This window comes from Actinoallomurus sp. NPDC052308 (genome assembly GCF_040679195.1).
GTDB classification, from domain to species: domain Bacteria; phylum Actinomycetota; class Actinomycetes; order Streptosporangiales; family Streptosporangiaceae; genus Actinoallomurus; species Actinoallomurus liliacearum.
Genome location: NZ_JBFAUM010000005.1, coordinates 363,236 through 387,653 on the forward strand (window position 1 = coordinate 363,236; position 24,418 = coordinate 387,653).

Below are 24,418 nucleotides of genomic sequence, written 5' to 3' on the forward strand. Positions count from 1 at the left end.
CATGAGCGACGTCGTCACGAGCCCTCCTTCGCCGGAGAGCCGACCGTGCTTTCGCTTCCCTCGCTGCACTCGGTCGTCACCGCCCCATCTCCTCGGCGGACGCGGTGGCCACCGCGGGCAGGGTCGCCGCGCGCTTCTCCGGCATGCCGAGGAGTGTCGGCTCCCCGGCCGGGCGCCAGGCGTTCGGTTTACACCGGTCGCGGCACGAGCCCTCGGTCGAGCAGCACAGTGAGCAGATCGTCCCGTCGTGGAACGGGCAGGTGGCCATGTCCGCGGTGTCGTACGAACCGGCGCAGACCGCGCACGGCAGCACCTCCGCGTCCGCCGGCAGGTCGCTCGTACGCGCGATGTACCAGCGGCCACGCGTGGCGCCCGCGAGGATCGGTGGCAGCAGGAACGCCAGGACCAGCGCGATGAACGGCGAGAGCGCGGCGGCGGTCGCCCCGAACACCCCGTAGTAGGCGACGATCGCGACGACCGCCGCGACCACCATCGAGCCGAAGCCGACCGGGTTCACGTTGTAGAGATGGGCGCGACGGAACTCCACACCCGGCGGGGACAGCTTGAGCAGCCGCTTGTTGAGGAGCAGGTCGGAGCCGACGGCGGCGATCCAGGCGATCCCGAGGTTCGCGTACCAGGCGAGGACCGTGACGATGTGGTGGTAGACGTCCAGCTCCATGAGCAGCAGCGCGAGCGCCACCTGCAGGAACACCCACGCCGCCCGGCCCGGGTGACGGTGCAGCAGCCGGGAGAAGAAGTTCGACCAGGACAGCGACCCCGAGTAGGTGTTCATGATGTTGATCTTGATCTGGGAGAGCAGGACGAGCAGGCCGGCGAGTACGAGCGCCACCGTGTGGCTGCCGGTCATCCGCTGGTAGACCACGGTGAACAGTTCCACCGGCTCGGCCGCCCGGTCCGGCGTGGTCTGCGTCTCGGCGTACCCGACGAGGAGCGTCGACGCGAAGAAGATCACCACCGCGAACAACGTCAGGCCCGGCCCGCCGAAGATCACCGCGAGCTTCCACCGGCCGGCGCGGCCCGGCCGTGGATCGGGCATCAACCGCAGATAGTCGCCCTGCTCGCCGACCTGCGCGGCGAGGGAGAGCTGGGCGGCGGCGATCGTGAACACCGCCAGCACGGTGACCCCGGTGGCCGCCGCTGCGGGAACGTGCGGCTTGACCATGTGGTGCACCGCGTGCGGGGCGGTCGCCGCCGACCAGAGCGCCAGCCCGATCAGCGCGACCCAGATCGGCCACGTCCACGCCTGGAACCTCGCGCTGAACGTCATGCCGTACACCGTCAGCGGGATCATCACCACGGCGACGACCGCGTACGCGATGTGCAGTTCGAGGTGCGTCAGGGCGGTCAGCGCCTGCGCCATGATGGCGCCCTCGTACGCGAGGAAGATCAGGGTGTACGTGGCGTAGACGAGCGAGGTGAGCGTCGACCCCAGGTAGCCGAAGCCGGCGCCACGGGTGAGCAGGTCGATGTCGATGTGCCGGCGCGCGATGGCGAACGCGGCGACCAGGGTCAGCGGGAAGGTCACCGCCGTGGCGACCGCGAAGCCGATGAGCGCATTGCCGAATCCGAAGGCGTTCACGAACGCGGCGTCGAGCGCGTAGCCGGCCATGGCCGACAGGCCGACCAGGCAGCTCAAGAAGATCATCCATGGCGACCAGGAACGGAAGGCGCTGGGCGCGTAGCGGAGCGAGTAGTCCTCCAGCGCCGGATTCTCCGCGAGATCCATGTCTCTCCTTCGTTGCGTCGATCCCCGTCCGGGACGCTAAGAAGGGCGAGTTGCCGCGGAATGACGGAGCGATTGCGCCCTGTTACGCCGCCAGTCGGCCATGGGCCACAGGCGCTGAGCTGCGCAATCGCGAGCAGGACTGGGCGTTTCGCCGGATAGCGCCGGATAGCGCCGAATGTCACCGGGTGCGGTCCCGGCGGCGACCGCAGGGCGCGACGACGGGAGGCGACCTGGGGAGCGGCAAGCGACCCTGCCGGACTGGACGCCTACCGGGCCGGCAATCGGCTCGCCGTCCACTTCCAGCAGCCCACCGACCCGATCCCGTACCGGTGGACAGCTCGAACGTCTGCGAGCAGTGCGGTGCAGGGGCAGACGCCCGCCAGATCCGCGAGATCGAGCGGCAGCAGTCAGGTGCCGTCCTTGCCGCCGATGTGCCGCGCCCGAGATGCTGCGGGGACCCCGGTACCGCCATGGTGCCGTAGCGGCACTTCGCCACGGAGCGCGTGCGGCATGGGCGACAGTCTGGCTTCGAAGCGCCGCGTTTGCCGGAAACCCAGCGGCAGACATCCTCGGCACCCCGCATGGCGCCGGTGGCGGAAGTCCCAGGTCATTGCCGGTCGTATGAGCTTCCTATGAGGCTCATGCCAACAATCGCGCCCCAACAGGCCCCCGCAGGAAGGACTGATCCGGTGCGCGAACCCTGCTGGCACGACACGACGGCGACGCTGTACCTCGGGGACGCCCGCGAGGTGCTGGAGGAGATAGCGGACGGCTCGGTGGACTGCATCGTCACCAGCCCACCGCCGTGGACCCCAGACCACACACAGCCGCCATCCTCATCGGGCTACGGCCACGAGCCGACGCCCGCCCTCTACATCGCGGCGCTACGCCGCGTCTTCGCCGAAGCCCACCGCGTCCTGACGGACACAGGAACCGCATGGCTCGCCATCAGCGATCAGTACGCGCTCAGCACCGGGAGGGCCTACTCGCCCCGTGGCAAGCACAGCCGGATCACCCGCGATCAGTCGATGACCGGCCTTCCCGTCTCATCGCTGATCGGTCTGCCCTGGCAACTGGCCTTCGCGTTGAACGACGACGGATGGATCATCCGCAACTCCATCGCCGGGCGCATGCCGCGTGGGGGCGGCGGGCCCACCGGCTGGAACCGGACCCGGACACTGCCCCGATGGTCAAGTGGATCTTCGCTCAGCGCCTGGCCGGGCACAGCGTGGCCCGGATCGCCCGCGCGTTGAACGACGCGGAGATCCCCTGCCCGTCGGCCGCCGATCCGGAGCGCAACGCCCACCGATCCGGGCGGGAGTGGACGCACACCACGGTGCGGAGCATCCTGGCCAACCCTCGTTACACCGGGCGGCAGGTGTGGAACCGCCAATCCACCGAACATGATCTGATCGATCCAGCCGATACCGGGCTCGGGCATCGCCAAGTGCAGCGGTGGAATCTGCCCGACGGCTGGGTGATCTCTCACCGGCCCGCGCACCCGGCGCTGGTCAGTGAAATCGACTTCGTCGCGGCCCAGAACATCCGCGCCCCACGTGGCAGCCCTGACCCGAATCGCTGTTACCGGTTGGCCGGGCTGCTGCGATGCGGGATCTGCGGGCGTCGCATGGAATCGTGCTGGTCCAACAACCGGGCGGCCTACCGCTGCCGGCACGGCCGCACCAGCGCCTCCAAAACAGACCTCGATCGGCCGAAGAACCTCTACATCCGCGAGGATCACGTCCTGGCGCACCTGCCGGCGCTGTACACCCTCCTGACCGATCCAGGCCCTGCGAACGCGCAGCTCAACGCCGCGAACGTCATTGGCTACTTGCGAAGGGAGAACATCACGTTGACCTACGACCCCGAAACTCGCAGCCTCCGGGCGGACACTCACGAAGGGGTGAAGGTCACCATCGACCACGCCCGCTGACGCCCGAGCGCCCGAGCCACCGCACCACCGGAAGGAGAAGCCTGGGCGGTAGTCACGCTCGGTGCCTGGCCGAAGGCCAGGCACACGACGGCGCTCTGTCATGCCCACAAACAACCGGCCATGTACAAACTGTGTGTCCGACCGGACTGGAGCCGAACGCACATCCGCTCGCCCTCACCCACTCGTTCCTGCTGGGAAGCAGGTGAGCGGCGGTGCAAAACCACCGTACGCCGAAGGGCTCGGCCGACGTCTGTATTCGCCGTATCACCACGGTCAGTGTCGTATTCCTCGCGCTGATCGCTGCGGTAGTGAGCTTCGGCCACATGCACGAACTCGCCCTCCGGCACGGTGAGACGGCACTGAATGCGATGCTGATCCCGCTCAGCGTTGACGGGATGGTCGTCGCATCATCGATGTCAGTCCTTCTGGCCAGCCGGACCGGAATCAGCATCCTCTGGCTTCCGTGGACTCTGCTCATCGTCGGAAGCCTGGCGAGCCTGGCCGCGAATGTAGAGGTCGCCGAGCCGACGGTGGTCGGTCGGGTGATCGCCGCGTGGCCCTCATTCGCCTTTGTCGGGGCCTATCACCTTCTGCAGGGGCAGCTACGGATGCGTTTGTTGGATCCGGCCGAACGCGACGCCCCGGACGTAGAAGATGCAAGGTCTGCACCTGTAGCGGCCGAGTCCGTACCGGAGGATGTTGGAAACGACGGCTTGCCGGTGTCTGGTCTTCGCAGGCGCTTGCAGTTGGAGGCCTGGCAGTGGGCACTTGCGTACCGGGCGGAGAACGGCGTGCTACCCGGTGGCGCGGCGATCGGGCGACGGTTCGAGCGGAGTCCCCGGTGGGGGCGCCTGGTCAAGAACGCCGGCCTCGCCGGTTCACTCACCTCCTTTCCCGAGGCCGACAACTCGCCCGCCCAGGCGGCGCGGTGAACATGACCGGTCCTGGACGACTCAGGCCGTTGGACAAAGGGCCGCACATACACCGTCCGCTTGATCGTCGTCGGCAAGGCGCGCTCGACGCCCTGGCTGACGGCCATCGGAATGCCTCGCAGATGGCGACATCGACGAGGCTTATGAATAAGGCTCGTCGTCTGGCTGTGCGACACGCTGGGAGGAACTGCCGCCAGGTCGGCCCGACCCGACATAACCGCACCTGCTATGGGTGAGCCAACTGCCAGAGCGCCGCAGAGGACCACAGGATCGCGATGAGGCTGACGAGGGTGCCGCCGGCGAGCGGCAACGCCCAAGCGGGCAGGTGTCGGCTGCGGACGAGGAGGACCTTCGCGGCGAATGCGCCGTAGAAGAAGCAACCGGCGAGGGAATGCAGGGCGACCCGGGCGTTATAGGTCTCTACTCCGTAGGCGGTAATGCAGTGGTAGGCGATGGGTAGCGAGAGTGCGAGCACCACGGCTCCGCCGATGCGGTGGGCCAGAGGTACCGGGCGGGGAGCGGCGCCCGCACCGGGTAGTCGTCTGTACATCCACAGCGCCAATATGAGCTGGTAGATCGCAAGGCACAGCAGGGCGGTGCCCAGTTGGGCCTTCAGCAGGTTCGCCTCGTTGCCATGGCGTCCGAACAGGCTGCTGGCGTAGTCCGGCGTTCGTGTCCGGCCGAACACGTACAAGACCGCCGTCACCGCGAGGGTGAGGCCGGCAGCTGCGATCAGCCGCAGCCCGGCCCGGCAGTTTGACGTCCTCCGCTCTGCTCCCACGTTCGTCTGATTCCCTTCGTGATCAGCTTTCGGCGCCGCAGGCGACACGATCTCGGCGACCTTGTATCGCGTCTTCGGTAAGAGATAGGCGCATGGGTTACAGCGAAGACGCCGCTCTGTGGTCCAGTGGGACGACGGTCAGCGAGGTCCGCGCGTACCTGCTCGTGACGGCGCGTACGGGGCCGTAACCTCGCGGTCTATCTCTCAGTGAGTGCACCCCGCGCGTGCGCTGCACATGTCGGCACACACAAGAGGGAGACCACGATGGGGGAGCTGTCCGTGGGGCACTGGCTGATCGTCGCGAGGTTGCGTCCCCGGACGTGGTGTACGAGTTTCCGCTGATCAGAGGCGTGCGCGCTAGTGTCCACGTCAAGGTCGTGTCCGAGCGTCTCGGCCACAGCACGGTGAGCATCACGCTCGACACGTACTCGCACGTCCTCCCGACCATCCAGCGCGAGGCGGTCAGCGTCATGGCCGCGATCATGGGCGGTTCATGACATGGCGACGATCTCCTACACGCACTGGGCGTACTTCCGCGACCGAGAGGCCGCCGAGGCATGCCGCAGAGATCTAGCCGACTACGTCGTGCGGATCCGCCGGTCGGCCGCCGATGAGAGGCAGTGGCTCCTACTCGCTGGCCGTGACGTTGAAGTCGATCGTCTTCCCGAACGGCATACGGAGGTTGAGGAGATCGTCCTCCGGCATGGCGGTGAGTATGACGGCGGCGAGACTGCCTACAGCCCGACCACGGGCGGCTCCGTGCCGGACCCGATGCTTACGGAGGACGAAGACCGGTCCGGATGACCGGTCAGACCCGCGAGTCAGAGCGGTATCACGGGGCGTTTCCGGGGTCGGAAACGATAAGTCCCGAGCCGCTGACCTCGCGAAACTCGGGACTGATCTTGTGTCCGAGGGGTGACTCGACCCCGGGGCCCATGATCCTTCCTGCCGACCTCCCCCTCCGTCGGCGGTGACCGCGATGCAGCATCGTTCGTCGCAGGGCACAGCTGACCTGCGCATTCGGGGGCGTCGGTGCTGTGAGAGCCGCGCTCGGCCCTCAGACCGTCGCTATGCCGTAGGGGCTGTTGCCGACGTCGACGGTGGCGGTGACCTTCAGGGAGCCCGGGTCGATGACCGTGACGGTGCCCGCTCCCTGATCGGCGACGTAGATCGCGCCATGGGTGACCGCGATGCGGAACGGGTCGGCTCCCGGCGGGCCGACGTTGACCGTTCTTGAGACGTGGTGGGTGCGGGCGCTGATCTGGGACAGGGTGCCTGGGCCGAGGACGGCGGCGTACGCGGACCGACCGTCGGGTGCGAGTGCCACGTCGAACGGGCCGGCTCCGGTCGGAATGGTCGCGGTGATCTCGCCGGTAGCGGGTGATATGACCGAGACGCTCGCGTTCACCTCGTTGGCAACGTAGACCGAACCTCCGTCCGGGGTGACGGCGACGGCCACCGGGTACCGGCCTGCGGGCAGGGTGCGAATGGTCCGGTCGGTGCGGGTGTCGATGACCGAGAGATTCGCCGATCCTTGGTTGGCGACGTAGACGGTGGTGTCGTCGGGGCTGACGGCCAGGTCCACCGGCGAGACGCCGACCGGGATGGTCGCGGTCACCCGGCCGGCCCGGGTGTCGATCACCGAGACCTCGTTCGAGCCACTGTCGGCCACATACAGGTGCCGGCCGTCCCGGGCCAGTGCGATCCCGGTGGGGTCCTTGCCGACCGGCACAGTGTAGGTGATCTTGTTGTTCGCGGTGCTGAGCACCGATACCCGGCCCGATCCGTTGTCGGCGACGTAGACGTGACCGTCGCTCGGGCCGACCGCGACACCCTCGGGTGCCGTCCCGGCCTGCACGGTGGCGGTGACCTTGTTCGTCCGGGCGTCGATCACCGACAGCGTGTTGTCGAGCTGGTTCGTGACGTAGACGCGCCCGCTCGCCCGCGCGGGAGCGGTCGCCGCGGCGGATGCCGCCACCACGGCCGCACGGGTGCCGGATGCCGGGCGTACGGTCTCATCGGCGGCGCAGGCGGCGAGCGGGCCGGACGCCAGCACCGCTCCGGCACCGGCACCCAATACCCGCTGGAGCGCCTTTTCGTGCTGGTGATGCATGGTGGCTCCCGTGCGCGATGTCGGTCAGGCCAGCAGCCCGCGGGCGTAGTAGTCCTGGCGGTCGCTTACGCCGGGCAGGGCGAAGAAGTAGCCGCCGCCTTTCGGTGTGATGTAGGGCACCAACAGCTCGTCTTCCAGCCGGGTCTGCATGGCGATGTAGGTGTCGAGATGGCGTTGGAAGCAGCAGAACGCGTGTCCGACGTCGGGCGCTCCGCCGGTCTCGGGGCTGTGCTGGTACTCGTAACTGCGGCGCAGGATTGTGCTGGTGGCGGTGGTCTGGGGTGTCTGGGGATTGGCGAGCCGGATGTGGGCGTTCAGCGGGGTGATCAGCCCTTCCGGGTCGTTGGTGTAGACGGGGTCCAGGGTGTCCGGGGCACCCGGGTCCAGGGCGTACATCGGCGCGCCGCTGACCTTGCGGCGGCCGAAGATCCGCTCCTGCTGGGCGAGCGGGACGCCCTGCCATTTCTCAACATCGAAATGGACGATGCGGACGACCTGGTACGTGCCGCCGGCCGTCCAGGCAGGCTCATCGGTGTCCGGCTGCACCCACACCCACTGGTTCATCTGGTCGGTGCTGGTCGGGTCGGGGTTGGCGATGCCGTCCTTGAACCCGAAGAAATCCCGCGAGGCACCGACCGGGCGCGGCGGGCTGTGCATGCCGTTGATGCTCCAGCGCGGTCTCATCGCGCCCTTGGTGTGGAAGATGATCTCCAGTAGCGCGTGGATCGCCGTGTCACGGCTCCCGGCGCACAGTTGGATCAGCAGGTCGCCGTTGGACAACGCGGGGTTGAGGTCGTCGTGGTGGAAGGGCGTCATGGTGACCAGCTGGACCGGTTTGCGCGCGGCCAGCCCGTAACGATCGTTGAACAGATCGGCGCCGACACCGACGGTGATCGTCAGCGCGTCGGCGGGGATTCGCGGGCCCATGACGCCGTCGTCGGGCTGGGGTGAGCCCGGCGGTGCGGTCGGTGCCGTGCCTCCCGCGGTGAGGAAGGCGGCCCGCGCGGTCAGCGTACGGAACAGGTCGGTGAGTTCCTTGCGGTTGTCAGCCGTCACATCGAAGGCGACGAAGTTCCCGGCCGCCTGCCGAGCGTCGGGGGACGGGGTGGTGATGCCCGCCTGATGCTCACCGTAGAACGGGACGGCGGCGTCGTTCCCGGGCTCTCCGGGATATCCCGGTCCACGCTTCTGGTCCCCGCCTGGGGGAGGGGACGGTTGCCGGCCGGTAGCGACGAGGCCCGCGCCGGCGATCCCCTGCAGGAAGGACCGCCGCCCGAAGCCGGCCGGGCAGCCCCCGCCGCCCCAGCTGTCTTCCGGTACCGGTGACGTCTGCCCTGCCATATCTGACCCCCAGAAACACTCCCCTGAAACGGTCCTGGTGGTAAGTAAATGCTCCCGTCGGCATCGCTCCGCGTAAACCTCCTGACAGGAGATCTTCTCCATCGATCCGCGCAAAACGGGTGCGGGTGGGTGATGGCCACGGCGAGCCGTCTCAACGTGAGAGACGTCCAGGACGAGGTGACCGCATGGTGGTCGCGGCGCGTCGTGGGCTCGCCGCTGTGCTGGCCGTGCCGACCACCCCGGGCGGAACCTTCGATTCCTGCCGACTCACCATGATGGCGCGCGACCGCCTGGTACGAGCCTCGACGATCTCCTCACCTTCAGGGTCGGCCAGGCACAAGACGGCACTCACGCCCGGAGGCGGCGATGTATCAGGTGACGCGCAGTCCGCCGTCGACGAACAAGTCCTGGGCGTTGACACCGCTGTTGCGGAGAAGGAAGTCGGTGGCGTCGACGACCTCCGCCGTCGTAACGAGGCGTCCGATGGGGGTACGCGACAGGTGAGGGTGGTCGGGCACCTCGCGCCACCTCGGGCTGTCTCCGACCACGCCCGGGTGGATCGCGTTGACGCGGTGAGGTGCGATCTCCACGGCCAGCGTCTTCACCAGACCCGTGATACCTCCATTGAAGGCGGTCACCATGGTGGATCCGGGGTAGGTGCGTTCCTTGGCCAGGCCGCCGAGGAGCACGACAGACCCGCCCGAGGGGAATCGGTCCCACAGGGCCCGCACGGTCTCGGTGTAGCCGACCAGTTTGGTCGTGACGGCCTTGACGGCCGCGGGGACATCGAAGGCCGCCAGGGAGTTGAAGCCTGGTTCGGTGGCACTGATAACCAGGTTGTCCACGTCTGGCACCCCGGCCAACGCGGCAGTGATCGTATCTGGCCGACCGTTATCACGCGAGTTGAGAACGCTCAGCGTGCGGTCCGCCGGCCTCGCAAAGGGGTCGGCTACGCCAGGGTCTCGGAGAAGCGGTCGACCTGCCCAGGGTCCGAGGACCAGCAGTAGAAGATGATCTCGTCGGCTCCGATGTTCGTGAGCCGGTCGACGGCGTCACGGACCTCTCCTGCGGTGGTGAGCATTCTCCGCACGACCATGCCGGTGTAATCCGCCGGCAGTTCCATGTACTGCGGCCCACCGTAGTAACGGCGAATCTCACCGCGCGCCTCATCGATGATTCGGTCGGGGCCGAGCGCGGCGTTGAGCTGGGCGACCAGTTTGGGGCGGCCGGGACGGCCGGCAGATCGCCATGCCTGCTCAGCGGCGCGGAACAGGCCGTCCATCTCAGCGATGGGCGAGGCGCACAGCAAGCCGTCCCCGAAACGCGCGATGCGCTGGATGGCCGCCGGTTTGAAACCCCCGAACAGGATCTCTGGGCCGCCGTGGCGTGCGGGCGCCGGGCCGATCGGCCCGGCCCCCTCCCCGTACGGCTCGCCGAGCCATACCCGGCGCATATCCTTCATGATCTGGTCCAGGCGCGCCCCGCGGCCATGCGGGGCGACTCCGGCGGCTATGTAGTCATCGCGCCGGGCACCGAGCCCAATGCCGAGCGTGAGGCGGCCGCCGGACAGGCGGTCGAGGGTGGCGACCTGTTTGGCCATCAGCGCGGGTGGGCGAAGGGGAGCCAGGAGCACCTCGGTCTGCACGCGGATCCGGTCGACGGCGCCCGCGATCGCGGCAAGCGTCACCAACGGCTCGGGATTGTCGTACACCAGGCGGTCCAACAGGGCCAGCGTACTGAACGGACCGGCATCCGCTCTGCGCGCCCAGTCGAACAAGACCGCCAAATCGCTGATGGGCAGGCCGAGACCGACCTTCATGCAGGACACCCCCTACTCCCGTGCCCCTTGGAATACCCAGGACCTCCGGGCGCGACCCCAGTAGCGAGGCCTGGCCCCCGTCGGCGGACCGCCGAGGGACCGCAGGAATCGGAAAGCTGGGCCTTGGCCCTGGTTGCTCGATGGTTGCCGTCGCCTGAACCGCGCTGTGATCTCTTCCAGCTCGGCGTAGGCAGACAGGGCCGGTAGGTGTCGCAGGGGTGCGCGACGGATTCTGGGCGTATCAGCGCCGTCACCCCCAGAACTGGAGATCATCATGAGCGCCAAGGGTTCGGTCTACAAGCGATGCGGGTGCCGTATCCAGGGCACTGGTAAGCGGTTCGGCAACGACTGTCCGGAGCTGTCCCGGCGTGGTCATGGCAGCTGGTACTACGCGGTGGACATCGGCCCATACCCGGGCAGCCGCCGTCGGCGGGTCCGGCGGGGCGGCTTTGCCAGCCGAGATGCGGCCGAGGAGGCTCTGCGGCAGCTGCAAACGCCCGGCCCCGCCGATGCGGGCGCGCCGCTGTTGACGACGGGTCAGTGGTTGCGGATCTGGCTGGCCGGCCGGATCTCGTTGTGCCCGTCCACGCTGCGTGGCTATGCCAGTCACGTCAACGACTACCTGCAGCCGCACCTGGGCTCGATCCCGCTCCGCGCGCTGGACACCCGGCACCTGCAGCAGATGTTCATCCACATCCTGGGCGGCCGGACCGCCTCCGGTCGCCCGGTGACGGCGGCCACGCTCAAGCGCATCCACGCCACGCTCCGAACCGCGTTGAACGCCGCGATGCGTGAACGGCTCATCGGCGATAACCCCGCCCGCTACGTCGAACGCCCACCCGCGCCGCGCCCACATGCGGTGGTGTGGACCGAGGATCAGATCCGGCACTGGCGGGCGAGTGCTCGAGTATCCCGTCGATCACGCAGGTCCGGTAGAAGCCGGCCACCACCGACAGCCGCCGGGACACGGTCGAGGGCCGCAACCGGCGGATCTCCTGCAGCCACCGCACGTACAACTCCACATGCGCGTCGCACCGCCAAGGGTGCCAGGTGCCGGTCGGCGCACCAGGCCAGGTAGATCCGCAGGTCCGACTCGGTGTGCATGCGTGAGTCACCCTTGTACCGCGCCAGGTAGGCGAGCGTCGCCAACCGCAGGACATTCCCACCGATGGTCCCGGCACCAGGCGTCGGGGCTGTTGAAGAATCGTTCGATCTACAACACCTCGCCCCGCCGGGCTTGGGAACGACCCCTCGCCGCTTGACACCAAACGGCATGGGGTGTCTGGTCTGCTTGGCCTCGCCTGGGACGCCGGTGGAGGCGAGGAGCCGGCTTCCACCCCAACCAGCTCAGACACCTTCGGCGCGCAGTGCGGGCCATCCCCGCGCCGGAGCGCCCCCGCTGGAGGCATCTTGCTTGAACGAGGGGGAGAACTGGGCTGTCGGTTGATGCCAGGGCTGGGCGGGCAGCAGCCAGCCGAATCGCTCCGCGGGCCCAATCGGCCCCAGGAGTGATCCAGGTTAGGGCGCCCAGGTAGTCGGGGTAGGTACGAAACATACGAACTACGGCCAATCCCCCGACTCTCAATCGACAGCTTGGGGGAGGCGCTCATGGTGAGGCACCGACGGGCCAACAACGGGGCCGGCGCTGACCGCTCCCAAGAGATCCGATCAGAGGCGGGGTGCTCGCGACGGCGGTTCTTCGTGTACTCGGTGGCGGCGACGGCGCCGTTCTTCGCCGAGCGAGCACTCGTCACATCCGGCAGGGCCGCGTCGGCATCGGCCGAGGCGACGAATTTCGTCGTGCAGACGACGCCATCCTGGTATTTCATCCAGCGTGAGAACGGCTCGCAGGAGATGAAGTGGGGCCCGGTCGGGCGGGCTGTCCTCGACGGCCGACCCGGCGGCTATGGCGAGTTCGTCCCCAACGACCGGATGTACATCCATAACAGGGCCCGCCCACCCGCCATCGACCGCCGGACATGGCGACTCAAGCTCACCGGCGACGCGCTCACCCGCCCGCGCTCGTTCACCTACGACGAGCTGCTGGCGATGCCGTCCGTAACTGTGAAACGTACGATCGACTGCGGCGCCAACTGTGCCGCGTTCTTCCCTAAGCTGCCGCCCGGGGGAGCCGACGATCGCTGGCTCCCGGTCGGCTACACCCAATGGCACTTCGGTGCGGTGGGCGCCGCGGAGTGGACAGGGGTGCGGGTCAAGGACGTCCTCGCAGCGGCCGGTGTCGAGTCCCCGCTGGACGTGAAGTTCACCGGCCTGGATGTCATCTCAAACGAGAGCTTCCCCGGCGGGAAGATCCACTACTCCCAGGTCGCCCCCGCCGACAAGGCACTCAAGGACGACACCCTGCTGGTGTACCGCATGAACGGAGCCGACCTGCCCGTCGACCACGGTTACCCGCTCCGCCTGCTGCTGTCGGGGTGGGCCGCCGTCACCTACGTCAAGTGGCTCGGTGAGATCGAGGCGTCGAAGCACCCCATTCCGGCAACGGGTCTCCAGACGAGACATGTGCTCATCGGCCCTGCCTATCCCAAGCCGGCCCACCTGACCGTCGGCCCCGTCCGCAGCGCCATCGAGCACGACCCGGAGATCACGCTTGCTCCCGGCGACATCACCCTGCGCGGGCGGGCCTGGTCCGGGTCCGGTGCGATCGATAGCGTCGACGTCTCCGTGGAGAAACTGGCCTCACCCGGGCGATGGGTCACCGAGATGCCATGGCGCAGGGCCACGCTGCTGAACACACCCGAACCACTCATGTGGGTGCGCTTCGAGGTGCCATGGAACGGCGTGAAACCAGGGCAATACCGCGTAATGTCCCGCGCGAAGGACAAGGCCGGTAACGTCCAGCCTCGACCGGAGGACGTCGTGTGGAACCAGCACGGGCTCGGCTACAACGGGCACTACCCGCTGGACCTGATCGTGGTACCGGCCAGCGACATGCCCTGATCCCGCGCTTGGTCCACGTTTCGGTTAGCCAGCCGAGTTGCTACCCCGAACGGCCAGTAAGCCGCCCGATCGGCACGGCCGGAGGGACCGGCGCTCACGCCGCACGCCTGCAGGGCGTGCCGGAGCGGGCGGCCTGCAGCGCCGTCGCCTTGATCCACTACAGCTACGACCTCGACCGCATTGACAGGATCACCCGGCAACTGGAGAGCGCCGCGGCCGACGACGCCCTGCGGAACCTGCTGCGCACACCCCTGCAAGTACTGATCATGACGATCATCATCGGCGCAGCAGGCAAGCTCGCCCCTGACCGGTTCAGCCTCTTCTGGGGCTATTACGAAACCATCTTCCGGCGCGAGCGGGACAAGCAGACCGGGTGTCGTACCGCCACCGGATGGTCTCTTCGGAGCCGAGCACCGGGGGGCCGGGTGGCGTCCCCGCCGAAGACCTCAGGGGGCCGCCACCGCCACGTCGGCCGCTCGGGATCGGCCCGGTATGCCGCGTCGGTGTGCAACGCGGCGGCACCGCTGCGCATGCTGAAGGTCGCGCCGGGCCGAGTGCTCCGGGGCTGCACCGGCCAGACGATGCGGTCGCCGTCGCGGGAACTCGGTTGGCCGACGAGACCGATCAGGTCGCGCAGCGCCATCTCATCAATGGCACCTCCGTCGGTGAAGCCGACGCCGGTAGCGAGCGACCAGCCCTTATCGTGCAGTTCGGCGAGGATTCGCGTTTTCTGGATACCCACTTGGCTTTCCTTTCGGTATCTCCTGATGCTGAAATGCTCTCTGATGTCGGCCATCTGGGCTATTCCAATGAACTTGCGATACTGCTCCCTATTTATGAGGATTGACAATTCTCTCGAGCTTGATCCCTCGGCATCGGTGGGCCGGACACCGCCACGAGAGGTTGCTGCACCGTCTCGCCGTCCACCTCACACTGGACAACGGCACCGAGCCGAGCCGGGAGCATGTCCTGGCCCTCTTGGTCGCCCCTGCGATGGAGCCCTGTTCGATCGGTGTGACCGGGACGCTCCCGGCCGAACGGGAGGCGGTTCTAGGCGACGATGGCCGCTACCATCTCCGGATCGGAGACCAGCTGCATTGCCTGCGGAAACCTCGCCGCGGCCACCAACAGGAATGCCCGTGGTGGACCGACGGCGAAAGCTACCGGGTGCAGGCATCGCATGGGGCGTCACGCGAGCAAGGCCGGTACGACAGTTCTCGAGTCCATTGGACGGTCACGCTGACCGACGTGGTCACCGACCCGGCGCTCGTTCCCAAGACGCAGCGCTGCTCGGTCTGGGAAGCGCTCGTGGAATGGCCGACCTACGTTGGGCCGGGGAGCCACACGTGGAATATTCGCCAGGCTCTTATCGATGCGTTCGGGACGGCGTGCCAGAGGTGCCGAGGCCGATTGGGTGTTCATTGACCACGACCCGGCAATCAGGCTGGTCCGCGGTCTGCTGTGCTGGCACTGCAACACCTGGCTGGAGACGTGTCCGCACCCCTCTGGGTGCCCATGGGTGAATACCTCAACGACCCGCCCGCCGCGCCGCGCCGCTACGACTGACCTACCCGAGTAGCAATCCACCCCCTGGACGATCGTTTCCTCCGCAGAAGCGATCGACACACAGGCGGGCACTCACGCTGTCGACGAATCGGACCGACCGGCCCGGCGTCTCGGCCCGGCCGACGCCTGCTGCCTGAGCGAGTTGGTCTCCTCGGTGGTGTTCGGGATGGCGGATGAAGACTCAGCCGGCGTACGTCGCGGTTCAGCAGCGGGGCCAGGTTGGCGACGGCGAGGAGGGCCCCGCACCACACGAGCGTGGCGCGCACCGATTCAACAAGTTGGTGTAACTCGATCTTGCAGGGCCTAGTTACGGGCGGCGGCCAGGCGGCCTTCGAAGGTGATCTCGAAGGCGTTCAGGGCGGCTTTCGTGCGCCGTGAGGCGCTGTGGATTCGAGTGGAGGTGGGAGACCTTCATCGCCGGGCCGTCGCAGCGGTCTGGTTGGAGCGGAGGGCAGCCTGATCCGGGAGGTGCCGGGTTGGGTGGGAGCAGCCCTGACAAAGCCGGGGTGCGTCGGCACTGCCAGACGGCGTGGGTCCGGTGAGCGGGATCGGAAGGAGTACGAGAGGAACCGGCGTTGTAACTCCCCTCAACCCTTTACCGGCTCGAACCTGCGAGAACGCGCGATCCCCAAGCCTGGAGGATCGGGGAAGGTCCGCAAGCTGGGTATTCCCACGATCGCCGACCGGGTGGTCCAGGCGGCGTTGAAGCTGGTGCTGGAACCGATCTTCGAGGCCGACTTCCTGCCGGTCTCTTATGGGTTCCGGCCCCAGCGGCGGACGCATGACGCGATCGCCGAGATCCACATGGTCGGCTCCCGTGGCTATCAGTGGGTGCTGGATGCGGACATCGAGGCGTGCTTCGACCGGATCGACCACGCGGCCCTGATGGACCGCGTGCGGCTCCGTGTGAAGGACAAACGCGTCCTGTCGCTGGTCAAGGCGTTCCTCGGGCGACTTGGCGAAACCGCAGCATAGGCCGACAAGACTGATTCCGCGTTTCGCCATTGTCGCTCCGCACGCTTGGTTCTCGAAATCAACCTTCACAGTGATGGCCTAGCCGAATACCTTGCCTGGCCGCACCTACGGTGAAGGAATGATCCGCTTTCGGTCGGCGCGGTCAGACGCCGGCTCAAGGCACCACCGGTCTCAGCCCTCTTCGGAGTCGGGCGACGGGCCGCCTTCATGTACCCGTCGGAAGGTAGGCGTCCGCCGACTTCCGGCACGGTCACGCCGAGTGCGGAATCGCGGCGGACCGGTACGGCGGAAACCGGGGTGGGTGGTCTGGCTGTCTCTCGTTGGCTGGGCTGCGTTGATCGTCGGCGCGTTCGGGATAGGCGCACTGATGCGTCGGGCCGGGGCGATGCCGGTGGATGCGTTCCCGCCGTTGCATGCTCAGGCTCGGTTGCTGCTCCGTCCCTTGCTGCCTGCGGTGGCCTTTGGACTGGTCGGGGTCGCGGTTCTGCCCGTGACGGCGCGGCGGTTGCCGTGGCGGCCGCTGCTGGCGGTCGCGTGGCTGGGTTCGGTGGGCTGGGCAGTGATGCTCCAGCTTCCCGATGGCATTTCCCGGCCGCTGACCACCCCGACGGAGTACCTCGCCGAGCTGCCTGCGATGGGTGATGATCCCGTGGACTGGCTGCGCGCTTTCACCATGGAGATGCAGGCGTTTCCCACGCACGTGAAGGGGCATCCGCCGCTGCCCATGCTGGTTCTGTGGACGATCCAGTGGATGGGGCTGGCCGGTGCGGGGTGGGCGGCTGCCTTCGTGATCGTGGTCGGGGCTTCGGCGACGGCTGCCATCGGGATCACCGTGCGGGTGATCGCTGGTGAGGACGTCGCGCGCCGGGCGGTGCCGTTCCTTGTGCTCTCGCCGGTCGCGCTGTGGGTCGCCACCAGTGTGGACGCCTTCTTTCTCGGGGTGGCGGCGTGGGCGGTGGCGCTGGTCGCTGTCGCGGCCGCCGGTTCGGGCTACGGTGTGGTCGACCGGAGCGCGCGTATCGGGTCATTCAAGCGGGTGGCGGTCCCGTTCGCGGGCGGGCTGCTGCTGGGGGCCCTGCCGTACCTGAGTTATGGCCTGTTGCCGATCTTCGCGCTGCCGCTTGCGGTGCTCGTCCTGACGCGGCCGGCCTGGTCGGTTCTCATGGCGCTCGCGGCCGGATCCCTGGTCGTTCCAATCGCCTTCACCATGGCCGGGTTCTCCTGGTGGGAGGGAGTGGTAGGGACCCATGTCGCCTGGCTGATCTCTCATGGATCCAGGCGACCGTACGCGTACTTTCTCCTCGGCGATCTGGCCGTCTTGGCCCTTCTGGTCGGTCCGGCGGCTGCTGTGGCCCTGCCGACCGCGCTGCGGTGCGCCGCCGGTCCGGTGTTCACCGGATTACCTGGCGGACGAGGACGCCCTGTGCCGGACAGGCTCGGATGGCTCGCCGCGGCCGCACTCGCCGGGGTGCTCGCGCTGGACCTGTCCGGCGTCACATCTGGTGAGGTCGAGCGAATCTGGATTCCCTACGCGGCGTGGGTCGTGACCGTGACCGCGGTCCACCGGCCACCGGGCCGTACGATGCTGCTCGCGCAGACGGTGACCGCCCTTGTGATCGAGGCCTTTGTGCGGTCGCCATGGTGAAGCGCACGCCGTGTGGCAGGGCTGCTCAGGCACGCCTGGCGAACTCGGCCATGCCGTCCTCGAAACGGACCGACGCGCGGAAGCCGAGCTCGGCGGCGGCCCGGCCGGGCTCGGCGACGATGTGCCGGACGTCGCCGAGCCGATAGTCGCCGGTCACGACCGGGTCGGGGCCGCCGTAAGCGTTGGCGAGGGCCGCCGCCATCTCCCCAACCGTGTGCGGCCTTCCGCTGGCGACGTTGTAGGCGCGCGGTTCACGCGGACCGGGCTGGGACTCCAGCGCGAGGACGTTGGCGCGTGCGACGTCCCGGACGTGGACGAAGTCGCGCCGCTGGCCGCCGTCTTCGAAGACGAGCGGCGGCTCTCCGTGTTCGAGGCGGGAACGGAAGATGGCGGCGACGCCCGCGTACGGGGTGTCGCGCGGCATCCGCGGCCCGTACACGTTGTGGTAGCGCAGCGCCACGACGGACCCGCCGGTCGCCCGCGCCCACGATGCCGCGAGGTGCTCTTGGGCGAGTTTGGTGTCGGCGTAGGCGTTGCGGGGGTCCATCGGGGCGTCCTCGTCCACGGTGCCGGGGGTCAGTGGCGCTGCACAGGCCGGGCAGCGCGGTTCGAAACGGCCGCCTGCGAGGTCGGCGGCCGCACGCGGGCCGGGCCGGACCCGGCCGTGGTCCGGGCAGTCGTAGGCGCCCTCGCCGTACACCACCATCGAGGAGGCCAGCACGAGGCGGTTCACACCCGCTTGTGCCATGCCGGCGAGCAGCACGGCGGTGCCCAAGACGTTCGTCGAGGCGTACGCCGGGAGGTCGGAGACGTCCACGCCGAGACCGACCTTGGCCGCCTGATGGCAGACCGCATCTATTCCTTTCAGATGGCGTGCGACCGATGACTCGTCGCGTATGTCTTCATCGCCTCGCAGGTCGAACGGACGTGTGTCATGGCCACGCTCGTTCAGTGCCTCGACGACATGAGAGCCGATGAACCCTGCCGAGCCGGTGACGAGTATGCGCATGTCCGGCACGCTAACCAGGCAGGGCCTCGCGGAGTCCCGCGACGTGACCGGCTGTACGCACTCTGTAAGAAGTTCAGTGGTCGCGGATGGCGCACGCGGCGTTGATCAGGCCGATGTGGCTGAACGCCTGGGGGAAGTTGCCGATGGGCTCACCGGTGGCGGAGTCGACCTCTTCGGCGAGCAGGCCGACGTCGTTGGCGTGGGAAACCGCGGTCTGGAAGACCTGGCCGGCTCGCGTGGCCTGGCCGGTCAGCGCGAGGGCATGGGCCAGCCAGAACGTGCAGAGCAGGAAGGCTCCTTCCCCACCGGGGAGCCCGTCCGAGGTGATGTATCGGCGAACGAGACCGCGGGCATCGGTGAGGTGTGTCGCAATGGCGTTCACGGTGGCCCGGACACGCGGGTCATCGCCGGGCAGGAATCCGACCATGGGGATGGTCAGCGCGGACGCGTCGAGATGCGGGTCGCCGAAGGCCTGGGTGAACGCGCCGGCGTCCGGGTTCCATCCTTGGGTGAGGATCGCCGTACGGATCTGGGCGCGGATGCGTTCCCAGCCGCTGACGCGATCGGTCGCTTCGAGGGTGGGGGCCAGGGCGATGGCGCGATCGAGGGCCACCCAGCACATGAGCTTGGAATGCAGGAAGTGCCGGCTCGGACCGCGGACCTCCCAGATGCCTTGATCGGGTTCCTGCCAGCGGTGGGCGGCCGTCTCCGCGGCGCCGAGCAGGAAGCCGCGCGTGATCGGGTCGTAGTGCCGGTGCGTCGTGCTGGAGCGGAGCTGGTGGGCGGCGTCGAGCAGTTCACCGTAGACGTCGAGTTGGCGCTGGCGCCATGCGTCGTTGCCGACGCGCACGGGGGCACTGCCGCGCCAGCCGGTCAGATGCGGCAGCAGGCGTTCGCTGAGGTCACGTTCTCCGCCGACGCCGTACATGATCTGCAGATCGGAGGCGTGGTCGAGCCGGGTGGCCGCCGCGCGGGCGAGGAAGCCGAAGAACGCCGCCTCCTCCTTCTCACATGCCGCGCTGTCGAGGGCCTGCAGGGTGAGGCTGGCGTCGCGGACCCAGGTGTAGCGGTAGTCCCAGTTGCGTACTCCGCCGGTATCCTCCGGCAGCGATGTGGTGGCCGCGGCGACGATCGCTCCGGTGGGGGCGAATGTCAGTGCGCGAAGCACCCGTCCGCTGTGGGCCACCTGGTCCTGCCAGGGCCCCTCATAGCGGGCGTGTTGGCGGGACCAGGATCGCCAGCCTTCGATGGTGTCCTTGATCCGGCGGTGGATTCGCCGCTGACTCCAGCACGCCGGTTCGGCCTCCCACGCTGCGCCGACGTGCAGCGCGAGGCCGAAGCGTTGACCGGCCGTCAGGGTGATCGTGGCATGCGCGGTGGCACCGTCGGTCCGCAGTTCGGCGGGGATCGACAGGCTCAGAACGTGGGCGCCGCCACGGGCGATCAGTCCACCGCGCACCGGCTCCATCAGGGGGCGTACGAGACCGAACTCCGGGCGTGGCGCGTACGTGATGGCGAGGGTGACGGTGCCGTCCACGCAGGTCGCCTCGCGGAGAAGGACACCCGGCGAGGACGCACCGATGCCGTGCCCGCGCTCGCGCCTGCCGAGAGCGAGCGCGTCGACGAGCACGAGCGTGCCGTCAGGAGTGCGGAAGGTGGTCTCCAGGACGAGAGTGCCCTCGACGTATCTTCGGGCGATCTCGGCGGGACCGGTCGGGCGGATCGACCAGTGTCCGGCGTCGTCGTCGAGCAGGCGCGCGAAGATCGCCGGACTGTCGAACCGGGGGAAGCACAGCCAGTCGACCGAGCCGTCCGAGGCGACCAGGGCGGCCGAACGGCAGTCCGCCAGCAACGCGTAGTCGCTGATCGGCCGTGTGCTCACCAGACGGCCCTCCTACCTGCGACGGAGTCTTTCCGTCCGCTGTTTCGGGCGTTGTCCGCGCTCCGCGGACGCCGCGGACCGCAGACGCAGGGCGTAGATGATGGCGGATCCGGCGAACAACACGCCCGTCACCAGGAGCCACCGTCCCAGATAGGGGCTGAGACCCAGACCGACCGCCTTCCGGTACGTCTCTCCGGACTGCCGAAGAATCAGTGGGAACCAGACGAGCAGCAGAAGCCCCGACAGCCCCGCCGGTACGCGAACGTAGTTGATCCACGGCCGCCACCGGACGCGAGGGCCCGGCCGGCGCCGTCCCCACCGGCGTCGTTGCACGGCGACGTCGGCGAGCGCGTACAGCGGGAACAGCACGAGGTCGTGAACGATCGCCGCGCCGACGAACCAGATCAAAAAACCCACCCAGATACCTGCGGCGGCGACCCGGCTCGCGGCGTAGCCGGCCAGGGCGAAGCAGGCGAGCAGAGCGAGCAGATGCAGGGGATCGGCGCCATAGTGCGGGGCGATCCGCCGGCGGACGGCACCGAGCGGACGCCGAAGGCCGTCCCGGTGATGTGCGGTGATCCGTCGGCGGACGCCCTGGGACGGTGACTTGGCGCTCATGATCCTGCCGGCCGGAAGGTGAGCCGGGTGACCCACTTGGTGTTGTGCACGCCCGGCGCGTTCGGAACGATGATCCGGGCGGGGAACCCGTGGTCGAGGGACAGGTCGGCGCCGTTGACGCGAAGCGCGAGCAACGAGGCCGGGTCGGCGACCTGGCGGGCGCTGAGGGTCACGTGGCCGAAGACCCCTCCGCGTTCGAGGGACTCGACGAAGACCTCGTCTCTTCCGGGTGTGGCGCCGGCCAGCCGGGCCAGGTCGGCCAGGCGCACACCGGTCCAGCTTTGCTGGGTGGACCATCCCTCAACGCAGGCGATCGGCAGGTCGTAGGTGTGCAGGGGCATGGCCAGAAGATCCGGACGGGCAAGGCGCATCCGCTGCGGGCCGACCAATTCCAGCCGCCAGCCCGGACCGGCCTCGTGTGCCGTGATGCCCTTGGCGGCCGCGGTCTTGTTCACTTGAAAGTCGTTGGGCCCGGTGCCGTATTCGCGGCCGTGTGGGGCCAGCAACGCGGTGCGCCGCAGCGGCCCGTCGATCGTCTGACCGACGGACAGGCCGAACAAGGTCAGTGACGCACCGCCCACGAAGCCGAGCAGCCCTCGTCGTGAGACGGTCGGATCCGCCGGTTGAACCGCGACCAGACCGTCGGGGTCGGGGGGTTCCGGACGGGTGTCGCCCAGACCGGTACGCAACTCCTGGCGGAAGCTCCGCGAGCGCAGTGCGCTGATCATCCGTGGCAGCTTCAGCGCGACATGAACGACGAACGCGCCCAGGAAGATCCACGCCCCGTACAGGTGCGCCGGATAGAAGAACGGAAACACATAGAACAGCTGGATGTTGAGGATGCCGGTGACGAACTCGAACACCGCGCCACCGACCAGCAGCAGCAGGCTGATCCGCTCCAATGCCTGAGCCGGAGAACGCGCCGGAGGCCAGTCGAACAACTTGGGGATGACCGACCACAGCTTGGCCAGCAGGACCGGAACGAGCGTGATCCCGAGGATGACGTGGACCGCCTGGCTGAGCCGGTACAACCAGGCCGGACGGGTCGGCCAATCGAACAGATAGAAGCCCAGCCCGCCTTTCTGTGGCGTCAAGTCGTTGCCCGCCAGCCGCGGATCGTAGGCGGCGTAGGACAGCAGCCCGGTCACCGCGATCAAGGTGATGCCGACCAGCAGGACGACACCGAACACCGACGTCAGCCACGGCCCACGCACCGGGCTCCGCCAGAACTCACGACGAAACGGCCCAGGCGGTGGATGCGCGGTCAGCCACGCGCTTACCCCATGCCTGCGCCGGCCCGAACGCTCATCAGAGCGGGCCCTGCTCCGTTCGTCTCGCGGCATTCGTTGATCTGCCATGGCTCCCCCCGAAAGCCACTCCTTCTCCCATTCCCCGCAACATTCGGCCCGATTCGCGCGCAAGCGCACGATCACGGGGCGGACCGCCACGGTGGCGAGGCGATGACAGGGGCGAGATCGCGAACGCAGGCGGCGAAACGGGTCTGTGGGGCGAGACGAGCGACCGCGGCAGCGTCCACAGCGGTGTCGACGTCCCGCAGCACAGGGAGATCGGAGACCCGCAGACCGGCAGCGCACAGCCGTGCCCGCTGTACGGCACCGGTGGCCGGAGTCGACATGGGCACGCCCCGCAGTAGCTCGGGGTCAGGCTCTCGTAATCCCAAGGCCCAAAAGCCCCCGTCGACGGCCGGACCGAACCACGCGTCCACCCCGCCCCAGTCCACGGTGAGCAGGTCGGGGGTGATCTGCGGTGTGTCCATACCGATCAGCAGCGCCGGCCCGGATACCGCCGCGAACGCCGCGGCCAGTCTCTCATCCAGCCCTCCCGCGACCTGGGGGACGATCTCGAATCCCGCCGGGACCCACGGCCCGGGCCGACCGTCCAGGGCCAGAACCCGGCGGCGGGCGGGCGCGGCGAGCGCCGCACGCAGGGTGTCCGCCAACGCGGCCTCGGCGAGCACGGCCGCCTGCTCGAAAGAGTACGGAGGCACCAGCCGTGTCTTGACCCGCCCCGGCACAGGACGCTTCGCGATGACCAGGAGCGTCGTCACAGCACCGTCATGTGTGAACGCGCCACCGCCCTTCACCGGGTGAGCACCGCGCTCATATCCTGAACCGCTTGCCGGAAGCCGCGCAGCGTCCCGGTGACCTTCGACCGGCCGATCCGCGGCAGGTAGTCCACCTCGACCTCACACACCCGCCAGCCGGCATCCGCCGCGCGTACCACCATCTCCAGCGCATAACCGCACCGCCGATCGGCCAGCCCCAACGCGAGCAGGTCCGCGCGCCGGGCCGCCCGCATCGGCCCGAGATCATGAACCCGGGTGCCGGTGCGGCGCCGGATACGCCGTGCCAGCTCCCGGTTGGCCAGCCGGGCGGGCAGCGGCCAGACCCCACGTGTGACCGGCCGACGGCGCCCCAGGACCAGATCGGCCGAGCCGTCCAGGACCCGTCCGGCGACCCGCGGCAGCTGACGCGGATCCAGGCTCGCATCACAGTCACAGAAGCAGACCACTTCGGCGACGGCCACCGAAAGACCCGCGTGACATGCCGCGCCGAACCCGCGCCGCGGCTCCGCGATGACCACGGCCCCGAGCGATCGGGCGACACTCGAAGATCCGTCCACGGATCCGTTGTCGACCACGATCGGGCGAAAACCATCGGGGAGTCGACCGAGCACCCATGGCAGGGCCTCGGCCTCATCAAGGCAGGGCAAGATGACATCAACGACAACGTCGGTCACACTCGGTAATGTCCCCTTAGTGCCTCAGCGCCACACGACCGTAGTCAGAGAAGACGCTCATGTCCTGGACAGCCTGCCGGACGCCGCGAAGCGTCCCGGTGACCTTCGATCGGCCGATCAGTGGCAGATAGTCCACCTCGATCTCACGCACGCGCTAGTGTGCTGCGTCTGAAATTCGTCGGCAAAATCGTGCTAGTGATTCGAGGATCTCTTCGGCGGTCTTGGTCCATACGAACGGCCGGGGGTGGGTGTTCCAGTCGGTGATCCAGTCGCGGATGTCGGCTTCCAGGGCTTGGACGCTCTTGTGGGCGCCGCGGCGGATCTTCTGGTCGCTGA

General features: G+C 68.4%; 22 protein-coding genes and 1 pseudogene. 10 read left to right on the forward strand and 13 right to left on the reverse strand.

Features of this window, described 5'->3' with window-relative positions; translation table 11 throughout:
• Positions 1-76 precede the first annotated feature (76 nt).
• Positions 77-1,747, reverse strand: a complete 1,671-nt coding sequence (locus tag AB0L00_RS18710) for a hypothetical protein (protein ID WP_364435352.1) — start codon at positions 1,745-1,747, stop codon at positions 77-79.
• A gap of 689 nt (positions 1,748-2,436) precedes the next feature.
• Here AB0L00_RS18710 and AB0L00_RS18715 point away from each other — a divergent pair.
• The 3 genes from AB0L00_RS18715 (at position 2,437) to AB0L00_RS18725 (ending at position 4,612) form a co-directional block, all read left to right on the forward strand.
• A complete protein-coding gene (locus tag AB0L00_RS18715) occupies positions 2,437-3,000 on the forward strand; it encodes a DNA methyltransferase (protein WP_364435355.1) in 564 nt (187 codons plus the stop codon).
• A complete protein-coding gene (locus tag AB0L00_RS18720) occupies positions 2,934-3,680 on the forward strand; it encodes a recombinase family protein (protein WP_364435358.1) in 747 nt (248 codons plus the stop codon). The genes AB0L00_RS18715 and AB0L00_RS18720 overlap by 67 nt, the downstream gene beginning before the upstream one ends.
• 212 nt (positions 3,681-3,892) lie before the next feature.
• Positions 3,893-4,612: a DUF2637 domain-containing protein gene (locus AB0L00_RS18725; protein ID WP_364435360.1), complete on the forward strand. Its 720-nt coding sequence runs from the start codon at positions 3,893-3,895 to the stop codon at positions 4,610-4,612.
• A 226-nt stretch (positions 4,613-4,838) separates the two neighbouring features.
• Here AB0L00_RS18725 and AB0L00_RS18730 read toward each other — a convergent pair whose 3' ends face one another.
• On the reverse strand, positions 4,839-5,441 hold the full coding sequence (locus tag AB0L00_RS18730) for a DUF6529 family protein (RefSeq protein ID WP_364435363.1): 603 nt from the start codon (positions 5,439-5,441) through the stop codon (positions 4,839-4,841).
• Between the two features lie 302 nt (positions 5,442-5,743).
• On the opposite strand from AB0L00_RS18730, the gene AB0L00_RS18735 reads away from it, so the two are divergent.
• Both AB0L00_RS18735 and AB0L00_RS18740 read left to right on the forward strand, forming a co-directional pair.
• Complete coding sequence (locus tag AB0L00_RS18735) at positions 5,744-5,890, forward strand: integrase (RefSeq protein WP_364435366.1); 147 nt, start codon at positions 5,744-5,746, stop codon at positions 5,888-5,890.
• Between the two features lies 1 nt (position 5,891).
• Entirely contained in the window at positions 5,892-6,197 is a 306-nt protein-coding gene (locus tag AB0L00_RS18740) for a ribonuclease E inhibitor RraB (protein WP_364435369.1), read from the forward strand.
• 253 nt (positions 6,198-6,450) lie between these two features.
• On the opposite strand, the gene AB0L00_RS18745 is transcribed toward AB0L00_RS18740, so the two are convergent.
• The 4 genes from AB0L00_RS18745 to AB0L00_RS18760 form a co-directional block, all read right to left on the reverse strand.
• Positions 6,451-7,506 carry a beta-propeller fold lactonase family protein gene (locus tag AB0L00_RS18745; protein WP_364435372.1) on the reverse strand — a complete coding sequence of 352 codons (1,056 nt, stop codon included), beginning with the start codon at positions 7,504-7,506 and terminating at the stop codon, positions 6,451-6,453.
• 24 nt (positions 7,507-7,530) lie between these two features.
• Positions 7,531-8,847, reverse strand: a complete 1,317-nt coding sequence (locus AB0L00_RS18750; RefSeq protein ID WP_364435375.1) for a Dyp-type peroxidase — start codon at positions 8,845-8,847, stop codon at positions 7,531-7,533.
• A 371-nt stretch (positions 8,848-9,218) separates the two neighbouring features.
• A complete protein-coding gene (locus AB0L00_RS18755) occupies positions 9,219-9,851 on the reverse strand; it encodes an SDR family oxidoreductase (RefSeq protein ID WP_364435435.1) in 633 nt (210 codons plus the stop codon).
• Entirely contained in the window at positions 9,797-10,666 is an 870-nt protein-coding gene (locus AB0L00_RS18760) for an LLM class flavin-dependent oxidoreductase (RefSeq protein ID WP_364435378.1), read from the reverse strand. The genes AB0L00_RS18755 and AB0L00_RS18760 overlap by 55 nt, the downstream gene beginning before the upstream one ends.
• A 274-nt stretch (positions 10,667-10,940) precedes the next feature.
• On the opposite strand from AB0L00_RS18760, the gene AB0L00_RS18765 reads away from it, so the two are divergent.
• The 5 genes from AB0L00_RS18765 (at position 10,941) to AB0L00_RS18785 (ending at position 17,813) form a co-directional block, all read left to right on the forward strand.
• Positions 10,941-11,744 carry a hypothetical protein gene (locus AB0L00_RS18765; RefSeq protein ID WP_364435380.1) on the forward strand — a complete coding sequence of 268 codons (804 nt, stop codon included), beginning with the start codon at positions 10,941-10,943 and terminating at the stop codon, positions 11,742-11,744.
• A 632-nt stretch (positions 11,745-12,376) separates the two neighbouring features.
• Entirely contained in the window at positions 12,377-13,627 is a 1,251-nt protein-coding gene (locus AB0L00_RS18770) for a molybdopterin-dependent oxidoreductase (protein WP_364435383.1), read from the forward strand.
• Between the two features lie 607 nt (positions 13,628-14,234).
• A complete protein-coding gene (locus tag AB0L00_RS18775; protein WP_364435386.1) occupies positions 14,235-14,474 on the forward strand; it encodes a hypothetical protein in 240 nt (79 codons plus the stop codon).
• Positions 14,475-15,673: 1,199 nt separating this feature from the next.
• Positions 15,674-16,168: a reverse transcriptase domain-containing protein gene (locus AB0L00_RS18780; RefSeq protein WP_364435389.1), complete on the forward strand. Its 495-nt coding sequence runs from the start codon at positions 15,674-15,676 to the stop codon at positions 16,166-16,168.
• Between the two features lie 301 nt (positions 16,169-16,469).
• Positions 16,470-17,813 carry a hypothetical protein gene (locus AB0L00_RS18785; RefSeq protein ID WP_364435392.1) on the forward strand — a complete coding sequence of 448 codons (1,344 nt, stop codon included), beginning with the start codon at positions 16,470-16,472 and terminating at the stop codon, positions 17,811-17,813.
• Positions 17,814-17,838: 25 nt separating this feature from the next.
• On the opposite strand, the gene AB0L00_RS18790 is transcribed toward AB0L00_RS18785, so the two are convergent.
• The 7 genes and pseudogenes from AB0L00_RS18790 to AB0L00_RS18820 all read right to left on the reverse strand — a co-directional run.
• Positions 17,839-18,822: an NAD-dependent epimerase/dehydratase family protein gene (locus AB0L00_RS18790; RefSeq protein WP_364435394.1), complete on the reverse strand. Its 984-nt coding sequence runs from the start codon at positions 18,820-18,822 to the stop codon at positions 17,839-17,841.
• A 73-nt stretch (positions 18,823-18,895) separates the two neighbouring features.
• Entirely contained in the window at positions 18,896-20,704 is a 1,809-nt protein-coding gene (locus tag AB0L00_RS18795) for a glycoside hydrolase family 15 protein (protein ID WP_364435395.1), read from the reverse strand.
• Between the two features lie 12 nt (positions 20,705-20,716).
• Positions 20,717-21,322 carry a hypothetical protein gene (locus AB0L00_RS18800; RefSeq protein ID WP_364435398.1) on the reverse strand — a complete coding sequence of 202 codons (606 nt, stop codon included), beginning with the start codon at positions 21,320-21,322 and terminating at the stop codon, positions 20,717-20,719.
• A complete protein-coding gene (locus AB0L00_RS18805; protein WP_364435401.1) occupies positions 21,319-22,536 on the reverse strand; it encodes a molybdopterin-dependent oxidoreductase in 1,218 nt (405 codons plus the stop codon). The genes AB0L00_RS18800 and AB0L00_RS18805 overlap by 4 nt, the downstream gene beginning before the upstream one ends.
• A 215-nt stretch (positions 22,537-22,751) precedes the next feature.
• On the reverse strand, positions 22,752-23,390 hold the full coding sequence (locus AB0L00_RS18810; RefSeq protein ID WP_364435404.1) for a DUF2064 domain-containing protein: 639 nt from the start codon (positions 23,388-23,390) through the stop codon (positions 22,752-22,754).
• A gap of 32 nt (positions 23,391-23,422) precedes the next feature.
• A complete protein-coding gene (locus tag AB0L00_RS18815; protein ID WP_364435407.1) occupies positions 23,423-24,082 on the reverse strand; it encodes a glycosyltransferase family 2 protein in 660 nt (219 codons plus the stop codon).
• A gap of 154 nt (positions 24,083-24,236) precedes the next feature.
• Positions 24,237-24,418 (reverse strand): annotated as a pseudogene (locus AB0L00_RS18820) (IS630 family transposase); the annotation flags it as partial.

Coding starts and splice junctions, on each gene's coding strand:
- AB0L00_RS18710 (WP_364435352.1), bottom strand. CDS start 1,747: ATGGATCTCGCGGAGAATCCGGCGCTGGAGGACTACTCGCTCCGCTAC.
- AB0L00_RS18720 (WP_364435358.1), top strand. CDS start 2,934: ATGGTCAAGTGGATCTTCGCTCAGCGCCTGGCCGGGCACAGCGTGGCC.
- AB0L00_RS18740 (WP_364435369.1), top strand. CDS start 5,892: ATGGCGACGATCTCCTACACGCACTGGGCGTACTTCCGCGACCGAGAG.
- AB0L00_RS18745 (WP_364435372.1), bottom strand. CDS start 7,506: ATGCATCACCAGCACGAAAAGGCGCTCCAGCGGGTATTGGGTGCCGGT.
- AB0L00_RS18750 (WP_364435375.1), bottom strand. CDS start 8,847: ATGGCAGGGCAGACGTCACCGGTACCGGAAGACAGCTGGGGCGGCGGG.
- AB0L00_RS18760 (WP_364435378.1), bottom strand. CDS start 10,666: ATGAAGGTCGGTCTCGGCCTGCCCATCAGCGATTTGGCGGTCTTGTTC.
- AB0L00_RS18765 (WP_364435380.1), top strand. CDS start 10,941: ATGAGCGCCAAGGGTTCGGTCTACAAGCGATGCGGGTGCCGTATCCAG.
- AB0L00_RS18790 (WP_364435394.1), bottom strand. CDS start 18,822: ATGCGCATACTCGTCACCGGCTCGGCAGGGTTCATCGGCTCTCATGTC.
- AB0L00_RS18800 (WP_364435398.1), bottom strand. CDS start 21,322: ATGAGCGCCAAGTCACCGTCCCAGGGCGTCCGCCGACGGATCACCGCA.